Source organism: Amycolatopsis sp. NPDC003731 (assembly GCF_053586895.1).
Window position 1 is genome coordinate 1 of record NZ_JBSFNC010000116.1, and the last position, 17,518, is coordinate 17,518.

The following is a 17,518-nucleotide window of genomic DNA, read 5'->3' on the forward strand; positions in this document are numbered from 1 at the left end:
AGGGGCGGGGGAGGTCTGGTGACGTCGTTGGCCGGGTTGCGCTCCCGGCCGCCGGTCCGCGTCTGGTCCTGGTGGAAAAGCAAAAGGCCCTCCGGCTGTTGCCGGAGGGCCTTTTGCCTACCACTCAAACGCGCTTGAACAGCAAAGCTCGCTTCACTTCCTGGATCGCCTTCGTCACCTGGATGCCTCGGGGGCAGGCGTCCGTGCAGTTGAACGTCGTGCGGCAGCGCCAGACGCCTTCGCCGTCGTTCAGGATGTCCAGGCGCTCCTCCGAACCCTCGTCGCGGGAGTCGAAGATGAACCGGTGGGCGTTGACGATCGCCGCCGGGCCGAAGTACGAGCCGTCGTTCCAGTACACCGGGCAGGACGATGTGCAGCACGCGCACAAAATGCACTTCGTCGTGTCGTCGAAGCGGTCGCGGTCGGCCTGGGACTGGATGCGCTCGCGGGTCGGCTCGTTGCCGTACGTGATCAGGTACGGCTTGATCGCCCGGTACGCCTCGAAGAACGGGTCCATGTCGACGTAGAGGTCCTTCAACGTCGTCAGGCCCTTGATCGGGGCGATCGTGATCGTGGTCTTCTTGCCGTCCTTCTGGAGGAGGTCCTTCATCAGGACCTTGCACGCCAGGCGGTTGATGCCGTTGATCTGCATCGCGTCGGACCCGCACACGCCGTGCGCGCAGGAGCGGCGGAACGAGAACGTCCCGTCGATATAGTCCTTCACGTAGAACAGCAGGTTCAGCAGCCGGTCGGTGCGCTGGGCCGGGACGTCGTAGGACTCCCAGTGCGGCTCCGAATCGACCTCCGGGTTGAACCGGAGGATCTTCAGCGTGACCGTGATCGGCGTGTGCTCGTCCGATGCGGAAGAGGCGGGAGCTTCGGCAACGCTAGTCATCAGTACTTCCGCTCCATCGGCTCGTAGCGGGTGAAGGTGACCGGCTTGTAGTCCAGCCGGATGTCGGACGTCAGCTCGGCGCCCTGCTTGTAGGCCATGGTGTGCCGCATGAAGTTCGTGTCGTCGCGGTTCGGGTAGTCCTCGCGGGCGTGGCCGCCGCGGGACTCCTTGCGCGCCAGCGCGCCCACGACCAGGACCTCGGCCAGCTCCAGCAGGAAGCCCAACTCGACGGCTTCGAGCAGGTCGGTGTTGTACCGCTTGCCCTTGTCCGACACGGTGATCCGCTGGTACCGCTCCTTGAGCGCCTGGACGTCGGTCAGCGCCTGCTTCAGCGTGTCCTCGGTCCGGTACACCGACGCGTGCGAGTCCATCGTCTGCTGCATTTCCTTGCGGATGTCGGCGACGCGCTCGTCGCCGTGCTCCGACAGCAGGCCCGCCAGCTGCTCTTCCACGAGCTTGGTGGGGTCCGAAGGCAGCTCGACGTGCTCGTGCGCCAGCGCGTACTCCGCGGCGGCGATGCCGGCGCGGCGGCCGAACACGTTGATGTCCAGCAGCGAGTTCGTGCCCAGGCGGTTGGAGCCGTGCACGGACACGCACGCGACCTCGCCCGCCGCGTACAGGCCGGGGATGACGTTCTCGTTGTCCCGCAACGCCTCGCCGTGGATGTTGGTCGGGATGCCGCCCATCACGTAGTGGCAGGTCGGGAAGACCGGCACCGGCTCCTTCACCGGGTCGACGCCCAGGTAGGTCCGGGAGAACTCCATGATGTCCGGGAGCTTCGCGTTCAGCGTCTCCTCGGGGATGTGCGTGACGTCGAGGACGACGTAGTCCTTGTTCGGGCCGCAACCCCGGCCCTGCAGCACTTCCTGCACCATCGAGCGCGCCACGATGTCGCGCGGCGCGAGGTCCTTGATGGTGGGGGCGTAGCGCTCCATGAACCGCTCGCCGGAGGCGTTGCGCAGGATTCCGCCCTCGCCGCGGACGGCTTCGGAGATCAGGATGCCCAGGCCCGCCAGGCCGGTCGGGTGGAACTGGAAGAACTCCATGTCCTCCAGCGGGAGGCCCTTGCGGAAGATGATGCCGAGGCCGTCACCGGTGAGGGTGTGCGCGTTCGACGTCGTCTTGAAGATCTTGCCCGCGCCGCCGGTGGCGAACACGATCGACTTCGCCTGGAAGACGTGCAGCTCGCCGGTGGCCAGCTCGTAGGCGACGACGCCGGAGGCCACCGGGTTGCCGTTCTCGTCCGGGCTGGTGATCAGGTCGAGCACGTAGAACTCGTTGAAGAACTCCGTGCCGTACTTGACGCAGTTCTGGTACAGCGTCTGCAGGATCATGTGACCGGTGCGGTCCGCGGCGTAGCAGGCACGGCGGACCGCGGCCTTGCCGTGGTCACGCGTGTGCCCGCCGAAGCGGCGCTGGTCGATCTTGCCTTCGGGCGTGCGGTTGAACGGCAGGCCCATCTTCTCGAGGTCGAGGACCGCGTCGATGGCCTCCTTCGCCATGATCTCGGCGGCGTCCTGGTCGACCAGGTAGTCGCCGCCCTTGATCGTGTCGAAGGTGTGCCACTCCCAGTTGTCCTCTTCGACGTTCGCCAGCGCGGCGCACATGCCGCCCTGGGCCGCGCCGGTGTGGGACCGGGTCGGGTAGAGCTTGGTGAGGACCGCGGTGCGGGCGCGCTGGCCGGACTCGATGGCCGCGCGCATGCCGGCGCCGCCGGCGCCGACGATCACCACGTCGTACTTGTGGAACTGCATGGTGGGAGCTCTCCGGGCTTCAGTTCGCGGGCATGTTCGGGTCGAAGGTGAAGATCACCATCGTGCCGACGGCCAGGATCAGCACCATCGAGACGTACAGCAGGATCTTCAGCCAGAACCGCGTGCTGTCCTTGCGCGCGTAGTCGTCGATGACCGTGCGCAGGCCGTTGCCGCCGTGGATCTCGGCGAGCCAGAGCATGGCCAGGTCCCAGAACTGCCAGAACGGCGAGGCCCAGCGGCCGGCGACGAAGCCCCAGTTGATCCGGTGCACACCGCCGTCGAGGATGTTCATGATCAGCAGGTGGCCGAGCACCAGGATGACCAGTGCCAGCCCGGAGATCCGCATGAACAGCCAGCTGTAGAGCTCGAAGTTGCTCCGGCGCGCGGCCGGGCGCTTCGGGGTGCGGGGGTTGGCGAGCGCGAGGTCGGCCATGTCAGTTACCCCCGAAGAGCGTTTCGGCGGTGCGCTTCAGCATGAAGAACGCACCGGGGACCATCACGACGACCCAGACGACGCCGATGACCCACGTCATCGCCTTCTGCAGCTGCGGGCCCTTCGACCAGAAGTCGACCAGCATGACCCGGATGCCGTTCAGCGCGTGGAACAGCACCGCGCCGACCAGGCCGACCTCCAGGAGGTTGACGATCGGCGTCTTGTAGGTCTCGATGACCTGGTCGTAGGTGTTCGGCGACACGCGCACCAGCGCGGTGTCGAGCACGTGCACGAACAGGAAGAAGAATGTGAGCACGCCGGTGATGCGGTGCAGGACCCAGGACCACATGCCGGGGTCGCCCCGGTAGAAGGTCCCCTGCCGGCGTGAGGCACCCGCCCGATCGCTCGCCCCTGCCGCTGTGGCAGTGCTCGCCGTGGTGGACATCGGTGAACGGCCTCCAACGTCTGACTGTGCGCCCGGTGGCCGGTGAGGTCCGCTGCCGCCGCGGGAACGGCGGCCGTGCCGAGATCAACGTCATCGAGCCTGGATGAATCGGATGCTAGACCCGCACCCGGAACGCGGCTCACCTCCGGGTTCCCCTCTGTGATGGACCAGACACCGGCACTCCCGCGCCGCCACCCGGCGGTGTGGTGCAGCGCACTCGGTGGCGCGACGGCTTCCGCCGTCCCGCTCATCGGTCATCTGACCTCTATAGGATCTGATATCTGATGCGCTACGCCGAACGGCTGGTGGTATCCGTGTGTCATTGACCAACCGCGGTGTCGTCCCTAGCGTCGCTCGGGCAAACATCGGATCTCTCACGATGGGGTGACGTTCTGGTGCGACGACTCGGCCTGGTGATCGCCGTCGCGGCTCTGCTGCCCGTGGTGTCGGTCACGCCCGCGCAAGCGCTGCCCGACGGACTGGCGCTGACACCGCCGATGGGCTTCAACAACTGGAACACCACCGGCTGCGCCGTGGACGAGCAGCTGATCCGCGACACCGCCGACATCTTCGTCGACAAAGGACTCAAGGCGGCCGGGTACGAGTACGTCAACGTCGACGACTGCTGGGCCGAGCCGGAGCGCGACGCCGACGGGCGCATGCAGGCGAACAAGGCCCGGTTCCCCGGCGGCATCAAGGCGCTGGCCGACTACGTCCACTCGAAGGGTCTCAAGTTCGGCATCTACACCAGCGCGGGCACGCTGACCTGCGCGAAGACCCAGCCGGGCGCGCTCGACCACGAGGACGTCGACGCGCAGACGTTCGCGGACTGGGGTGTCGACTACCTCAAGTACGACAACTGCAACAACCAGGGCCGGCCCGCGCTCGAGCGCTACACGAAGATGCGCGACGCGCTGAAGAAGACCGGTCGCCCGATCGTGTACTCGCTGTGCGAGTGGGGCGAGAACAAGCCGTGGACGTGGGGCGCCGACGTCGGGCACCTGTGGCGGACCACCGGTGACATCAAGGACAACTGGGCCAAGATGCTCCAGATCCTCAAGGCGAACGCGCCGCTCGCGCCGTACGCCGGGCCGGGGCACTGGAACGATCCCGACATGCTCGAGGTCGGCAACGGCGGGATGACGACCGAGGAGTACCGCTCGCACTTCTCGCTGTGGGCGATGATGGCCGCGCCGCTGCTCATCGGGGCCGACCTGCGCAAGGTGTCGGCGGCGAACTTCGACGTCCTGCGCAACACCGAGGTCATCGCGCTCGACCAGGACCGCCGCGGCGTCCAGGCGCGGGTCCTGTCCAACCAGGACGGACACTGGGTGTTCGCCAAGCCCCTCGACGGCGGCGACGTCGCGATCGCGCTGTTCAACGAGACGACGTCGAGCGCCACGATCGGCACCACCGCGGCCGCCGCCGGGCTGCCCCGGTCCGCGGGCTACACGGCGCGGGACCTGTGGGCCCACCGCGACCTCCAGACGGCGGGCCGGCTCTCCGCGGTCGTCCCGCCGCACGCGACGGTCGTCTACCGGGTCCACGCGGGCGGCTCGTGGTGGCGGAACGCGCCGCTGGTGAGCACGGGCATCGAGCTGGCCGCGCCGGTGCCGGGTGTCCCGGGCGAGATCACGCCGGCCGGGCAGCCCTTCGAGGTGACGGTGTCGGCGACCGACGAAGCCCGTGTCCCGGTGTTCGACCCGCGGGTGACGCTCACCGCGCCGGCGGGCTGGCGCGTCGAGCAGGTGGCGCGGCCGCGGGCCGTCGTGCTCGGCACCGGCGAGACGGCGGCCGGGCGCTGGCGGGTGACTCCGCCGGCCGGGACCGAAGGCTCCACGGAGGCGCTGCGCGGCGGCGTCACCTACCGCGCGGCCGGGTTCGGGCAGGTCACCTGGTCCGGTGAACAGCGGCTGACCGTGCCCGCGGCACCGCCCGCGACGCCGGCGTGGGCGAGCGACCTGCGCTGGGCCGCGGAGAAGAACGGCTACGGCCCGGTCGAGCGCGACATGTCCAACGGCAGCATCCCGGCGGGCGACGGAAAGCCGCTGACCATCAACGGCGTGGTGTACCCGAAGGGCCTCGGAGCGCACGCGCCGAGCGAAGTCGTGTTCCACCTGGGCGGGCGGTGCACGGAGTTCACCGCGGACGTCGGCGTCGACGACGAGCGCGAGGCGACGAACAAACAGGGCTCGGCCACGTTCGAGGTCTACGCGGACGGCGTTCGCGCGGCGTCGACCGGTGTCCGGACGTGGCAGGACCCGGCGGTCCCGCTGGCGGCGGACCTCCACGGCGCGCAGTACCTGCGGCTGGTCGTCACCGACGGCGGCGACGGGAACTCCTACGACCGGAGTGACTGGGCCGCCGCCCGGCTCACCTGCGGCTGACTCCCGGCTCGGCCGAGGTCGCGAATGACTCATCGGGGACCTCCGGCGTCCCGAATGAGTCATTCGCGACGCGCGCCCGCCGGCCCGCCGCGTGAGCCCGACGCTCACCTGCGGCTGATTCCTTGTCATCTCACAGAGTGACCGGGCTGGCCCATCCTTCGGTCAGCCCGGCACACTCAGTGACACGAACCGGCATTTTCGCCGTCCCAAAGCGAAACAACCCCCCGAAAGTAGCCAGCTGTAAGCCCGATGATCACGTTCGGTGTCCGGTTCGTCGCGCGTGCGACTCGTGAGTAAACGTTTGTGTTACGTAGCGTGCCTTTCCTATGGCGCATTCCTGTCCGGCGGGTACGGTCTGGCGGTCGACCCGGCAGTAGGGCCGGGTCGTGCCCTTGACCATCCGCTGGATCAGCGGGGAGGGAGACACACGTTGCGTCGCATGCGTGGAACCGCGCTGGCCGCCGCGGCCATGGCCGGGGTGCTCACCCTGGCCGGGTGCGCCAAGGATTCCGGCGGTGGTAACAGCTCGAACAACACCGCGGCCTCGACGGGCGGTTCCGACTGCGTCACCGCGCAGAAGCCGCCGGCCGCACCCGCCGCCGCGAGCAGCTCGACCGCGGCCGGCGAAAAGGTCGACGGCAGCAAGCTGAAGATCGGCCTGGCCTTCGACGTCGGCGGCCGGGGTGACGCGTCGTTCAACGACGCCGCCGCCGCGGGTACCGACAAGGCGAAGTCCGACCTGGGCGTGACGACGGTCAGCGAGAGCACCGCCTCCGCCAGCGAGGCCGAGTCGGCCAAGCAGCAGCGCCTCGACCAGATGGCCTCCTCGGGCCTGAACCCGATCATCGCGGTCGGCTTCGCCTACGCGCCGTCGGTCAAGGTCGTCGCGGCCAAGTACCCGAACACCAAGTTCGCGATCGTCGACGACGACTCGATCACGCTCCCGAACGTGACGCCGCTGGTCTTCGCCGAGGAGCAGGGCTCGTTCCTGGCCGGCGTCGCCGCCGCGTACAAGAGCAAGAACTGCCACATCGGCTTCGTCGGCGGTGTCAACACCCCGCTGATCCAGAAGTTCGAGGCCGGCTTCCTGCAGGGCGCGAAGACCGTTTCGTCCAAGATCAAGATCGAGGACGAGTACCTGACCCCGGCCGGTGACTTCTCCGGGTTCCAGGACCCGCCGAAGGGCAACGCGAAGGCCGCGGCCGAGATCGCCAAGGGCGCGGACGTCATCTACCACGCCGCGGGCGCCTCGGGTAAGGGTGTCTTCGACGCCGCCAAGGCGGGCAACGCGCTGGCCATCGGTGTCGACTCCGACCAGTACAACCAGAAGACCGTCGAGGCCGACAAGGACGTCATCATCACGTCCATGCTCAAGCGCGTCGACGTCGCGGTGTTCGACTACGTGCAGGCCGTCGCCAAGGGTGACCTGAGCGGCCTGCCGAAGCGGTTCGACCTCAAGGTCGACGGCGTCGGCTACGCCACCTCCGGTGGCAAGGTCGACGACATCAAGGACGTCCTGGACGGCTACAAGGCCCAGATCATCTCGGGCGCCATCACCGTTTCGGACAAGCCGCAGAAGTAACTCAGTGCGCGCCGGGGCTCGGAGGAATTTCTCCTCCGGGCCCTCACGCGTTTACACGAGATATGGAATTCTCCCGCCCATGAGCACAGCCGAGGCCCCGGCCGAGGCCGTCCCCGACCGGGGCGCCCCCGCCGTCCAGCTGACCGGGATCACCAAGCGCTTTCCCGGCGTGGTGGCCAACTCCGACGTCAACCTCACCGTCGCCGCCGGCGAGGTGCACGCCATCTGTGGCGAGAACGGCGCCGGCAAGTCCACCCTGATGAAGATCCTTTACGGCATGCAGCCGCCGGACGAGGGCACCATCGCGATCAACGGCGAAGAGGTGAAACTGCGCAACCCGCAGGACGCCATCCGCGCCGGCATCGGCATGGTGCACCAGCACTTCATGCTCGCCGACAACCTGACCGTCGGCGAGAACGTCTTCCTCGGCGCCGAGGGACTGCACGGCATCGGCCGCGCCGCCCGCGCGCGGCTGGCCGAGCTCGCCGAGCGCACCGGCCTGCACGCCAAGCCGGAGACGCTGCTGGAAGAGCTCGGCGTCGCCGACCGCCAGCGCGTCGAGATCGTCAAGGTGCTCTATCGCGGGGCGAAGATCATCATCCTGGACGAGCCGACCGCGGTGCTGGTCCCGCAGGAGGTCGACGCGCTCTTCGACACCGTGCGGGAGATGAAGGCGGGCGGCTACACGTTCCTCTTCATCTCGCACAAGCTCGACGAGGTCCGCGCGATCGCCGACACCGTCACGGTGATCCGGCGCGGTACCACCGTGGGCACCGCCGACCCGAAGACCATCACCTCCCGCCAGCTCGCGGAGATGATGGTCGGCTCGGAGCTGCCCAGCCCGGAGACCCGCGAGTCCACGGTCACCGACCGGGACGTGCTGCGGCTGACCGGCCTGACGCTCGGCGCCGAGGGCTCGGACCGCAACGCCCTCGACGACGTCTCCTTCACCGTGCACGCGGGGGAGGTGCTCGGCGTCGCCGGCGTCGAGGGCAACGGCCAGACCGAGCTCGTCGAGACGATCATGGGCATGCGCAAGCCGACCGGCGGCACGATCGAACTGGTCGACGCCGACGGCAAGGCCCGCGACCTGACGAAGGCGGGCACGCTGGCGCGGCGCGAGGCCGGCATCGGCTACATCGCCGAGGACCGCACCCGGCACAGCCTGCTGCTCACGCAACCGTTGTGGGTCAACCGGATCCTCGGCTACCAGACCCGCGAGCCGGTCTCGAAGGGCCAGCTGCTCGACATCGCCGGCGCCCGCGCCGACACCGAGCGGATCGTCCGCGACTACGACGTCCGCACGCCGGGCATCGACGTCCCGGCCGCCGCGCTTTCGGGCGGCAACCAGCAGAAGCTGATCGTCGGGCGCGAGCTGTCGGGCAACCCGGTGCTGCTCATCGCGTCGCACCCCACGCGCGGGGTCGACGTCGGCGCGCAGGCGCTGATCTGGGAGAACATCCGCCAAGCCCGCGCGGCCGGCCTCGCCGTGCTGCTCATCTCCGCCGACCTCGACGAGCTGATCGGCCTGTCCGACACGATCCGGGTCATGCTGCGCGGGCGCCTCGTCACCGAGGCCGACCCCGCCACGGTGACCCCGCAGGAACTGGGCTCCGCGATGACCGGCGCGGGGGAGGGTGACGAAGAATGACGTCCTGGCGCACGAAACTGCTGCCGCCGCTGCTGGCGATCGTCTTCGCCGTGCTGCTGTCGGCGATCGCGCTGATCATCTCCGGCGCCGACCCGCTGCAGGCGTACGGCACGATGATCGGCCAGATGTTCAAGGGCTCGACCTCGGTCGACACCGTGAACCTGGCGACGGTCTACTACCTGTCCGGGCTCGCGGTGGCCATCGGCTTCCAGATGAACCTCTTCAACATCGGGGTCGAGGGCCAGTACCGGTTCGCCGCCGTCGTCGCGGCCATCGCCGGTGGCGCGATGCAGCTGCCGCCGGTCATCCACGTCCTCGCGATCCTGCTGGTCGCGGTGGTCGCGGGCATGGCCTACGCGGCGATCCCGGCGATCCTCAAGGTGACCCGCGGGGTCAGCGAGGTCATCTCGACGATCATGCTCAACGCGATCGTCGCCGGGATCATCGCGTTCCTGATCAACGCCGACCAGTTCGGCGTGCAGACCGGCAACAACATCGGCACCCGGGTGATCGAGCCGTCGGGCCGGATCCCCGGCATCCCGCTCGGCTCGGGCACGCTCTTCGGGTTCGTGTTCATCGCCGCGATCGTCGGCGGGGCCTACTGGTTCATGCTCAACCGCACGCGGTTCGGCTTCGAGCTCAAGGCGTCCGGCGAGTCCACCACCGCGGCCGCCGCGGGTGGCGTCAACGCCAAGAAGATGACGCTGATCGCGATGCTGCTCTCCGGTGGCGTGGCCGGCCTGGTCGCCATGCCGGAGCTGCTCGGCCGCGACTACAGCTACGGCATCACCGCGACCCAGATGTACGGCTTCACCGGCATCGCGGTCGCGCTGCTCGGCCGCAACCACCCCGGCGGCATCGCGCTCGGCGCGCTGCTGTGGGCGTTCCTCGACACTTCCGCGGTGTCGCTGGAGCAGATCAACGTGTCCAAGGAGATCGCGACGATCATGCAGGGCATCATCGTGCTGTCGGTCGTCGTGGCGTACGAGATCGTGCGACGCGCCGACCTCGCGGCCGAACAACGGAGGGTGGGCCGCGCGCTCGCCGGCCGCAAGGGTTCCTCGGTCGCCGAAGGGGGTGCGGTGTGATCACCGACGTCGCTCCCGAATCCGGCTCGACCATGCCGGTGCAGCGCAGCAAGAAGGGCCGGATCCCCGGCTGGCTGCGCGGCGTGATCTGGGCCGTGGTCGCCATCGCCGTCATCTCGACGGCGTCCTACTCCACCGGCGTCGCCGCACTGACGTCGTCGAACACCGCGCAGACGGCGTTGCGCCTGGCGCTGCCGATCCTGCTGTGCGCGCTGGGCGGTCTCTGGGCCGAACGCGCGGGCGTGGTCAACATCGGCCTCGAGGGCATGATGATCCTCGGGACCTGGGGCGCCGCCTGGGGTTCGTACAACGGCGGCGTGTGGGCCGGGCTGATCTCCGCGATCGTGTTCGGCGCCCTCGGCGGCCTGCTGCACGCGGTGGCGACGGTGACGTTCAACGTCAACCACATCGTCTCCGGTGTCGCGATCAACCTGCTCGGCCTGGGCATCACCAAGTACCTGGCGAACCTGATCTTCGCGCCGATCTCCGGCAACCCACGGCAGTCGCCGGTGGTGCCGAAGTTCGACACCTACTCGGCGACGTTCCTCTCGGACTGGCTGGGCGACCTGGAGAAGCAGCAGCGCGTCGGCATCTCCGACGTCGCCGGCATCCTGCGCGGCCTGGTCACCGAGGTGGCGCCGCTGACGATGCTCGCGATCATCCTGGTGCCGGTGAGCTTCTGGATCCTCTGGAAGACCCGGTTCGGCCTGCGGCTGCGCTCCTGCGGGGAAAACCCGGTGGCGGCCGAGTCGCTCGGCGTGAACGTCTACCTGCACAAGTACGTCGCCGTGATCATCTCGGGCGCGTTCGCCGGCATGGGTGGCGCGTCGCTGGTGCTGCTGCGCGGCGGCGCGGACTACCTGGAGAACCAGACGAACGGCCGCGGGTACATCGGTCTCGCGGCGATGATCTTCGGCAACTGGCGCCCGGGCGGCCTGCTCGGCGGCGCGGCGCTGTTCGGCTACGCGGACGGCCTCCAGCTCGCCGGCGGCGGCGAAGCGGTGCTCGCGCTGCTGTACGGCGCGGTGATCCTGGTCGCCGTGATCGTCGTCGTGCAGTTGTTCCGCCGCCAGTGGATCGCCGCCGGGCTCGGCGTCGTCGGCGCGGGCGTGCTGTACGCGATCTACTGGTCGAACGACACGCTGCCGTCCGACCTGATCCCGTACACCGCGCACTTCGTGACGCTGATCGTGCTGGCGGTGGCTTCGCAGCGGCTGCGGCCGCCGAAGGCCGACGGGCAGCCGTACCGGCGAGGTGAGGACTGAGTGTCTACTGTGGATTGGGACGCTCTGCGTTCCCAGGCGATCGAAGCGGCTTCCCATGCGTACGCGCCTTATTCGGGGCTGCACGTGGGGGTGGCCGGGGTCGTCGACGACGGCCGGGTCGTGACCGGGTGCAACGTCGAGAACGCTTCCTACGGGCTCGGGCTGTGCGCCGAGTGCACGATGGCCGGGCAGCTGCGGCTGTCCGGCGGCGGGCGCCTGGTCGCCGTCGCTTGCCGTTCGGGTGCCGGTGACCTGCTGATGCCGTGCGGGCGCTGCCGGCAGATCCTGTTCGAGCTGGGCGGTTCCACCTGCCTGGTGGACACGCCGAGCGGGATCCTGCCGATGTCCGACGTCCTGCCGGACGCCTTCGGCCCGGACGACCTGCCGTGAGCGCGTTCGCGGCGGTCGACGTCATCCGGACGAAGCGGGACGGCGGGACGCTTTCGGACGAGCAGATCGACTGGGTCGTCGACGCCTACACCCGGGGTGACGTCGCCGAAGAGCAGATGTCCGCGCTGGCCATGGCGATCTTCCTGCGCGGGATGACCTCGGCCGAGATCTCCCGCTGGACGCACGCGATGATCGCGTCGGGGGAGCGGCTGTCGCTCGAGGTGTCCCGCCCGACGGTGGACAAGCACTCGACGGGCGGCGTCGGCGACAAGATCACGCTGCCGCTGGCGCCCCTGGTGGCGGCGTGCGGCGCGGCGGTGCCGCAGCTGTCCGGCCGCGGGCTCGGGCACACGGGCGGGACGCTCGACAAGCTGGAGTCGATCCCGGGCTGGCGCGCCGCACTGTCCACTTCGGAAATCCAGGCGCAGCTGGAAGACGTCGGCGCGGTGGTCTGCGCGGCGACGTCCGGGCTGGCCCCGGCGGACAAGAAGCTGTACGCGCTGCGGGACGTGACGTCCACAGTGGAATCGATCCCGCTGATCGCCAGTTCGATCATGAGCAAGAAGATCGCGGAAGGCGCGTCCGGCCTGGTCCTGGACGTGAAGTTCGGGTCCGGTGCGTTCATGAAGACGCTCGACCAGGCGCGTTCGCTGGCCTCGGCGCTGACGTCGATCGGCGCCGACCACGGTGTCCCGACGACGGCGTTGCTGACCGACATGAACGTCCCGCTGGGGCGGGCGGTCGGGAACGCGGTGGAGGTCGCGGAGTCGGTCGACGTGCTGCAGGGCGGCGGGCCGCCGGACGTGGTCGCGCTGACGGTGGCGCTGGCCCGGGAGATGCTGGCGCTGGCCGGTGTTTCCGCCGACCCCGCGGCCGTGCTGGCTTCCGGGGAGGCGTACGAGGTCTGGTGCCGGATGATCGCGGCCCAGGGCGGCGACCCTTCGGCGCCGCTGCCCACGCCCGCGCACGTGCACACGGTCGTGGCGCCTTCCTCGGGCGTCCTGGCTTCGCTCGACGCGTACGCGGTGGGTGTCGCGGCATGGCGGCTGGGCGCCGGGCGGGCCCGCAAGGAGGACCCGGTCCAGGCGGCGGCGGGCGTGCTGTGCCTGGCCAAGCCGGGCGACGACGTCTCCGAGGGGCAGCCGCTGCTGGAACTGCACACGGACACCCCGGACGCGGTCCCGGCGGCACTGGCGGCGCTCGAAGGCGGGTTCTCGATCGCCGCGTCGGCAGCGGAGCCGGGACCGATCGTCGTGGAGACGATCCGGGGTTAGGACACCTGGATGGTGGCGGCGACCGGCTTGGCGCCGCCACCATCCAGGTGCCGGTGCGGTAGTAGCGGACGTAGCCGCTCGTCGCCAGGGTGACCTGACCGGCGGTGGGCAGGGTGACCTGCCCGGTGCCGCCGGTCAGGCGTGACCTGCGTGAGGTCGGCGTGCACGGTGACGGTCTGCCCGGCGGTGGCGGTCCCGGCTTCGGCGGCGGCCGCAGCGATCATCGCGAGTCTCCTGAGCGGTGCCTTCATGGTGAGTCCCCTCGTTCGTCGGTCCGGACACCGAGGGGCGCGAAGATCACCGGCCGCCGACGTCTCCCGAAATGCCGGAGCGCGCGGCGGCGGATGTGACGATGATCGCGAAGATGATCACCCGGTCGAGTGAAGCCGACCGTCGATGGCAGCGGCCGAAACCTGTCGGTGGTGCCCCGTAAGCTGGAAACCGGGGGCCGGAGGCCGCCACCCCCGTCGGACACGAAGAGGCCCCCGCCGGATCCCGGCGGGGGCCTGCTTCACGCGTGGGCTTACTCCGAGGCTTCTTCCGCGCCTTCGCCCGTCTTGGCCTTGGCGTCGGCCGGCTTGGGGGCGCGGCCGTTGCGGGAGCTGCGGCGCGGCTGGCGCGGGGCCGGCGGGGGCGGGGCGATCTGCTGCACCGCCGGGCCGCCGCCGAGCATCAGCTCCGCGAACGTCGCCATCGCCTCGTCGAGCTGGCCGCCGATGCGGCGGACGCTCTCGTCGTTGCTCTTGCGGACCAGCGTGTCGACCGAGTCGGTGTCCGGCTGCTTCGACAGCGTGCCCTCGACCTTCGACAGCCCGGCCTTGAGCGCGCCGTCGAGGTCGCCGATGCCGGAGAGGAAGCCGTCCTCGACCTTGTCGAGGCGGGAGGCCAGGTCGTCGAGGCGGGTGGTGACCGTTTCGAGCCGGTTGCCCAGGTTCTCCAGCCGGTCGGACGCGTCGATCATCTCGCCGGTCTCGGTCAGCGCGACCTTGAGCGCCTCGGTGTTGGCGTCGATCCGCTCGTGCGTCGTGCGGCCCAGCTCGCCGACGCGCTCCTGGGTGACGCGGCTCAGCTCGTCGACCTTGCCGCGCAGCTCGTGGTCCACCGTGTCGACGCGCTCGCGCAGCGACGACTCGGCCTGCTCGATCCGCTCGCGGACCGGGCCGTGCACCGACTGCGGCAGCGACTCGAGCTTCGCGTCCTGCTTGTCGAGGTGGCCGCCCAGCTCGTCGAGCCGGCGGTGGATGTTCTGGAGCTTGTCCTCGAGGCCGTCCATCCGGCCCGCGACACCCTCGAAGCGCGCGGCGACGCCGTCGAGGCGGCCGTCGAGCTGCGCGAAGGGCTTGGCGAGCTTGTCGACGATGCTCTCGACGGCCCTGGTCAGCGCGGCGATCGCGTTGTCCTGGGCCTCGAGGCGCGACATCGTCTCGTCGAGGCGCTCGGCCAGGACGCTGACCTCGGTGCGGTCGGGCATCTCGGACAGCCGCTTGCGGACCGCGCCCAGCGAGTCCACCGGCGCGAGGCGGGCGTAGATGTCGTCGAGCGCGTCGAAGATCTGCTGCTGCTCGCTCTCACGCACTTCGGCCGCGCGCACCAGCATGTTGCGCATCCGGTCGAAGGACGGGGCGGCAATGTGGTTGTCAGTGGTCACTGCTGTGTGTCCTTCGTCGGCGGGGAAATGGAGGGACGTGCCACGAAGCTTATCGATTGCGAAATTGCTGTGCGTATGGCCCCCGTGAAGTGGCTATTGCGGAGGCCGCCCCCGGATGGCCGATTCGTCGCATGATCGTCAACGCTGAGGGTGAACCCGAACCTGAGAGTTACGGCCATGTAGGGGAATGACAACGAGGTTACCGTTGGGGGATGCCTGACGAAAGCCCTGTTCTGCCCACCGAGACACTCCGCCGCGCACCCAAGGTGCTGCTGCACGACCACCTCGACGGCGGCCTGCGCCCGGCCACCGTCGCCGAGCTCGCCGACGCGACCGGTTATGCCGGTCTGCCCACCACGGACCCCGCCGAGCTGGGCAGCTGGTTCCGCCGTGCGGCCGACTCCGGCTCACTCGTGTCCTACCTCGAGACCTTTGCGCACACCTGCGGGGTGATGCAAACGGAGGAATCGCTGGTCAGGGTCGCCGCGGAGGCGGTCGAGGACCTGGCCGCGGACGGCGTCGTCTACGCCGAGGTGCGCTACGCACCGGAGTTGTTCGTCGAACGCGGTCTGTCACTCGATGCGGTGGTCGAGGCCGTTCAAGCGGGGTTCACGGAGGGCACACGGCGGGTGGCCGCGAACGGCGGCAGCATCCGCGTCGGGACGTTGCTCTGCGCGATGCGCCAGCACGCCCGGGCGCTCGAGATCGCGAACCTGGCCGTCCGCTACCGCGACGCCGGCGTCGCCGGGTTCGACATCGCCGGTCCCGAGGACGGATTCCCGCCCACCCGCAATCTCGACGCATTCGAATACCTGCGTCAGAACAATGCGCATTTCACCATTCACGCGGGCGAAGCCTTCGGTTTGCCGTCCATTTGGGAAGCGATTCAGCACTGCGGCGCCGAGCGGCTCGGGCACGGCGTGCGCATCGCCGAGGACATCAAGACCGACGCCGACGGCACGGTCCACCTTGGACGGTTGGCCGCGTACGTCCGCGACCGCCGCATCCCCCTGGAGATCTGCCCGACGTCGAACGTCCAAACAGGCACGGTCCGCTCGATCGCCGAGCACCCCATCGGGCTGCTCGCCAAGCTGCGCTTCCGGGTGACCGTGAACACGGACAACCGGCTGATGAGCGGATGCACGATGACCAGCGAATTCGCCGCGCTGCACGAGGTGTTCGGCTATGATCTCGACGACTTCCGCTGGTTCACCATCAACGCGATGAAATCCGCGTTCATCGATTTCGACGCCCGGCTCGCGCTGATCGACGACGTCATCAAGCCCGGGTACGCCGCGCTCGCCTGACCTCCCCCGCTTCGGACCGCAACGTGGTTGCGGTCCTTAGCTGTGCCAACTATCGTTCACTATGTAGGAACAACTTCTCATTATTTGAGACGGTGGCGAAGATGGCGCAGGTCGAGAGCGGTCAGCTGTACGCGAATTCACGGCGTTGGCTCATCCTCGCGCTCGGCCTCGCCGCGCAGACCGCGAGCTGTTCGTTCCTCTACGGCCTCCCGTTCCTGGTCCCGGCGATGCGGGCCGCCGAAGGGCTGACGCTGGCCGAGGCCGGGACGGTCGTCGCGGCGCCGAGCATCGGGTTGCTGTTCACCCTGATCGTGTGGGGCGCGGCTGCGGACCGTTACGGAGAGCGCCTCATCATGGCCCTTGGCCTGGGCATCTCGGGGTTACTCCTCGTGTACGCCGGGGTAGGAAGTCACCCGGTCGGGCTCCTCTTTGGGGTGTTCTTGGCGGCCGGCGCCTGTACGGCTTCGGTGAACGCGGCGAGCGGTCGCGTCGTGATGGGCTGGTTCGCCAAGTCCGAGCGGGGCGTGGCGATGGGGATCCGCCAGACGGCCCAGCCGCTCGGCGTGGGCGTGGCGGCGCTGGGCCTGCCGCCGCTGGCCGCGCACTACGGCTTCCGGGCGGCGATCCTGCTGCCGGCCGGGCTGGCGATCCTGGTGGCGCTGCTGGTGGCCTGGCTGGTGACGGACCCACCGCGGCCGCCCCGCCCGGCTTCCGGGGAGCGGCCGCCGTCGCCGTACCGGCACGCGGCGCTGTGGCGGGTGCACGGGGCGAGCGCGTTGCTGGTGGTGCCGCAGTTCGCGGTGTCGGCGTTCGCGCCGGTGTACCTGGTGGCGGTCCAGCACTGGAGCGCGCTCTCGGCGGGCTGGTACCTGGCGGCGGTCCAGGTCCTGGGAGCGTTGGGCCGGCTGGGGTCGGGCTGGTGGTCGGACCGGGTCGGGAGCCGTCTCCGCCCGATGCGGGTTTTGGCGGTGCTGAGCTGCTTGGTGATGCTGCTGGTGGCTCTCGGGGACGCTTCTTGGCCGTGGCTGGTGCTGCTGGCCCTGGCGCTGGCGGGGATCATCACGGTGGCGGACAACGGCCTCGGCTTCACGGCCTCGGCCGAGCTGGCGGGTCTGGCGTGGTCGGGCCGCGCGATGGGAACGCAGAACACGGGCCAGAACATCGCGGCCTCCCTCACCCCACCCCTCCTGGGCCTGGTGATCGGCGACAGCCGCTACGCCCTGGCCTTCTGCGTGGCGGCGATCTTCCCGGCCCTGGCGGTCCTGGTGGTCCCGGTCCGCGCCGAACACCCCGAGCCATGACGCCGTGTCGTCCACCCAGGCACGCGTGTCGTCCGCCGGGGTACGCGTGTCGTCCGTTCAATCACGCGAGTCGACCCTCTGATCACGCGTGTCGACCT

The 17,518-nt window shown here is 69.5% G+C and carries 15 protein-coding genes; 9 read left to right on the forward strand and 6 right to left on the reverse strand.

What is annotated here, in order from left to right:
• Nucleotides 1-124: 124 nt before the first annotated feature.
• Genes ACWDN5_RS34520 through sdhC form a run of 4 tightly spaced genes read right to left on the reverse strand, consistent with a single transcriptional unit; the run spans nucleotide 125 to nucleotide 3,527 of the window.
• Nucleotides 125-895 carry a succinate dehydrogenase iron-sulfur subunit gene (locus tag ACWDN5_RS34520; RefSeq protein ID WP_310971107.1) on the reverse strand — a complete coding sequence of 257 codons (771 nt, stop codon included), beginning with the start codon at nucleotides 893-895 and terminating at the stop codon, nucleotides 125-127.
• Complete coding sequence (gene sdhA / locus ACWDN5_RS34525) at nucleotides 895-2,649, reverse strand: succinate dehydrogenase flavoprotein subunit (protein ID WP_449679234.1); 1,755 nt, start codon at nucleotides 2,647-2,649, stop codon at nucleotides 895-897. Before sdhA ends, ACWDN5_RS34520 begins: the two co-directional genes overlap by 1 nt.
• Nucleotides 2,650-2,668: 19 nt before the next feature.
• Nucleotides 2,669-3,082 carry a succinate dehydrogenase hydrophobic membrane anchor subunit gene (locus tag ACWDN5_RS34530; protein ID WP_449679235.1) on the reverse strand — a complete coding sequence of 138 codons (414 nt, stop codon included), beginning with the start codon at nucleotides 3,080-3,082 and terminating at the stop codon, nucleotides 2,669-2,671.
• Nucleotide 3,083: 1 nt separating this feature from the next.
• Nucleotides 3,084-3,527, reverse strand: a complete 444-nt coding sequence (gene sdhC, locus ACWDN5_RS34535; RefSeq protein WP_310971104.1) for a succinate dehydrogenase, cytochrome b556 subunit — start codon at nucleotides 3,525-3,527, stop codon at nucleotides 3,084-3,086.
• Between the two features lie 395 nt (nucleotides 3,528-3,922).
• Between sdhC and ACWDN5_RS34540 the strand changes: the two genes are divergently transcribed.
• The 7 genes from ACWDN5_RS34540 to ACWDN5_RS34570 all read left to right on the forward strand — a co-directional run bounded on the left by ACWDN5_RS34540 (nucleotide 3,923) and on the right by ACWDN5_RS34570 (nucleotide 13,164).
• Nucleotides 3,923-5,914, forward strand: a complete 1,992-nt coding sequence (locus ACWDN5_RS34540; protein ID WP_449679236.1) for an NPCBM/NEW2 domain-containing protein — start codon at nucleotides 3,923-3,925, stop codon at nucleotides 5,912-5,914.
• 439 nt (nucleotides 5,915-6,353) lie between these two features.
• Complete coding sequence (locus ACWDN5_RS34545) at nucleotides 6,354-7,496, forward strand: BMP family lipoprotein (protein ID WP_310971102.1); 1,143 nt, start codon at nucleotides 6,354-6,356, stop codon at nucleotides 7,494-7,496.
• 79 nt (nucleotides 7,497-7,575) lie between these two features.
• Entirely contained in the window at nucleotides 7,576-9,147 is a 1,572-nt protein-coding gene (locus ACWDN5_RS34550) for an ABC transporter ATP-binding protein (RefSeq protein ID WP_310971101.1), read from the forward strand.
• Nucleotides 9,144-10,235: an ABC transporter permease gene (locus ACWDN5_RS34555; protein WP_310971100.1), complete on the forward strand. Its 1,092-nt coding sequence runs from the start codon at nucleotides 9,144-9,146 to the stop codon at nucleotides 10,233-10,235. The genes ACWDN5_RS34550 and ACWDN5_RS34555 overlap by 4 nt, the downstream gene beginning before the upstream one ends.
• A 32-nt stretch (nucleotides 10,236-10,267) precedes the next feature.
• Nucleotides 10,268-11,500, forward strand: coding sequence for an ABC transporter permease (locus ACWDN5_RS34560; RefSeq protein WP_310971371.1), 1,233 nt, complete (start codon nucleotides 10,268-10,270; stop codon nucleotides 11,498-11,500).
• Complete coding sequence (locus ACWDN5_RS34565) at nucleotides 11,501-11,890, forward strand: cytidine deaminase (protein WP_449679237.1); 390 nt, start codon at nucleotides 11,501-11,503, stop codon at nucleotides 11,888-11,890.
• Nucleotides 11,887-13,164 (forward strand): thymidine phosphorylase, encoded by a 1,278-nt coding sequence (locus ACWDN5_RS34570; RefSeq protein WP_449679238.1) that lies wholly within the window; start codon nucleotides 11,887-11,889, stop codon nucleotides 13,162-13,164. Before ACWDN5_RS34565 ends, ACWDN5_RS34570 begins: the two co-directional genes overlap by 4 nt.
• Here ACWDN5_RS34570 and ACWDN5_RS34575 read toward each other — a convergent pair.
• Together ACWDN5_RS34575 and ACWDN5_RS34580 are read right to left on the reverse strand one after the other, a co-directional pair.
• Nucleotides 13,161-13,388: a hypothetical protein gene (locus ACWDN5_RS34575; RefSeq protein WP_449679239.1), complete on the reverse strand. Its 228-nt coding sequence runs from the start codon at nucleotides 13,386-13,388 to the stop codon at nucleotides 13,161-13,163. The two genes, ACWDN5_RS34570 and ACWDN5_RS34575, sit on opposite strands and share 4 nt — an antisense overlap.
• 299 nt (nucleotides 13,389-13,687) lie before the next feature.
• Nucleotides 13,688-14,812, reverse strand: coding sequence for a PA containing protein (locus tag ACWDN5_RS34580; RefSeq protein ID WP_310971098.1), 1,125 nt, complete (start codon nucleotides 14,810-14,812; stop codon nucleotides 13,688-13,690).
• A gap of 212 nt (nucleotides 14,813-15,024) precedes the next feature.
• On the opposite strand from ACWDN5_RS34580, the gene ACWDN5_RS34585 reads away from it, so the two are divergent.
• Both ACWDN5_RS34585 and ACWDN5_RS34590 read left to right on the forward strand, forming a co-directional pair.
• Complete coding sequence (locus ACWDN5_RS34585) at nucleotides 15,025-16,119, forward strand: adenosine deaminase (RefSeq protein ID WP_449679240.1); 1,095 nt, start codon at nucleotides 15,025-15,027, stop codon at nucleotides 16,117-16,119.
• Between the two features lie 101 nt (nucleotides 16,120-16,220).
• Entirely contained in the window at nucleotides 16,221-17,420 is a 1,200-nt protein-coding gene (locus ACWDN5_RS34590) for an MFS transporter (protein WP_449679241.1), read from the forward strand.
• Nucleotides 17,421-17,518: the final 98 nt, after the last annotated feature.

Coding starts and splice junctions, on each gene's coding strand:
- ACWDN5_RS34520 (WP_310971107.1), bottom strand. CDS start 895: ATGACTAGCGTTGCCGAAGCTCCCGCCTCTTCCGCATCGGACGAGCAC.
- sdhA (WP_449679234.1), bottom strand. CDS start 2,649: ATGCAGTTCCACAAGTACGACGTGGTGATCGTCGGCGCCGGCGGCGCC.
- ACWDN5_RS34530 (WP_449679235.1), bottom strand. CDS start 3,082: ATGGCCGACCTCGCGCTCGCCAACCCCCGCACCCCGAAGCGCCCGGCC.
- sdhC (WP_310971104.1), bottom strand. CDS start 3,527: ATGTCCACCACGGCGAGCACTGCCACAGCGGCAGGGGCGAGCGATCGG.
- ACWDN5_RS34545 (WP_310971102.1), top strand. CDS start 6,354: ATGCGTGGAACCGCGCTGGCCGCCGCGGCCATGGCCGGGGTGCTCACC.
- ACWDN5_RS34550 (WP_310971101.1), top strand. CDS start 7,576: ATGAGCACAGCCGAGGCCCCGGCCGAGGCCGTCCCCGACCGGGGCGCC.
- ACWDN5_RS34555 (WP_310971100.1), top strand. CDS start 9,144: ATGACGTCCTGGCGCACGAAACTGCTGCCGCCGCTGCTGGCGATCGTC.
- ACWDN5_RS34560 (WP_310971371.1), top strand. CDS start 10,268: ATGCCGGTGCAGCGCAGCAAGAAGGGCCGGATCCCCGGCTGGCTGCGC.
- ACWDN5_RS34575 (WP_449679239.1), bottom strand. CDS start 13,388: ATGATCGCTGCGGCCGCCGCCGAAGCCGGGACCGCCACCGCCGGGCAG.
- ACWDN5_RS34585 (WP_449679240.1), top strand. CDS start 15,025: ATGCCTGACGAAAGCCCTGTTCTGCCCACCGAGACACTCCGCCGCGCA.
- ACWDN5_RS34590 (WP_449679241.1), top strand. CDS start 16,221: ATGGCGCAGGTCGAGAGCGGTCAGCTGTACGCGAATTCACGGCGTTGG.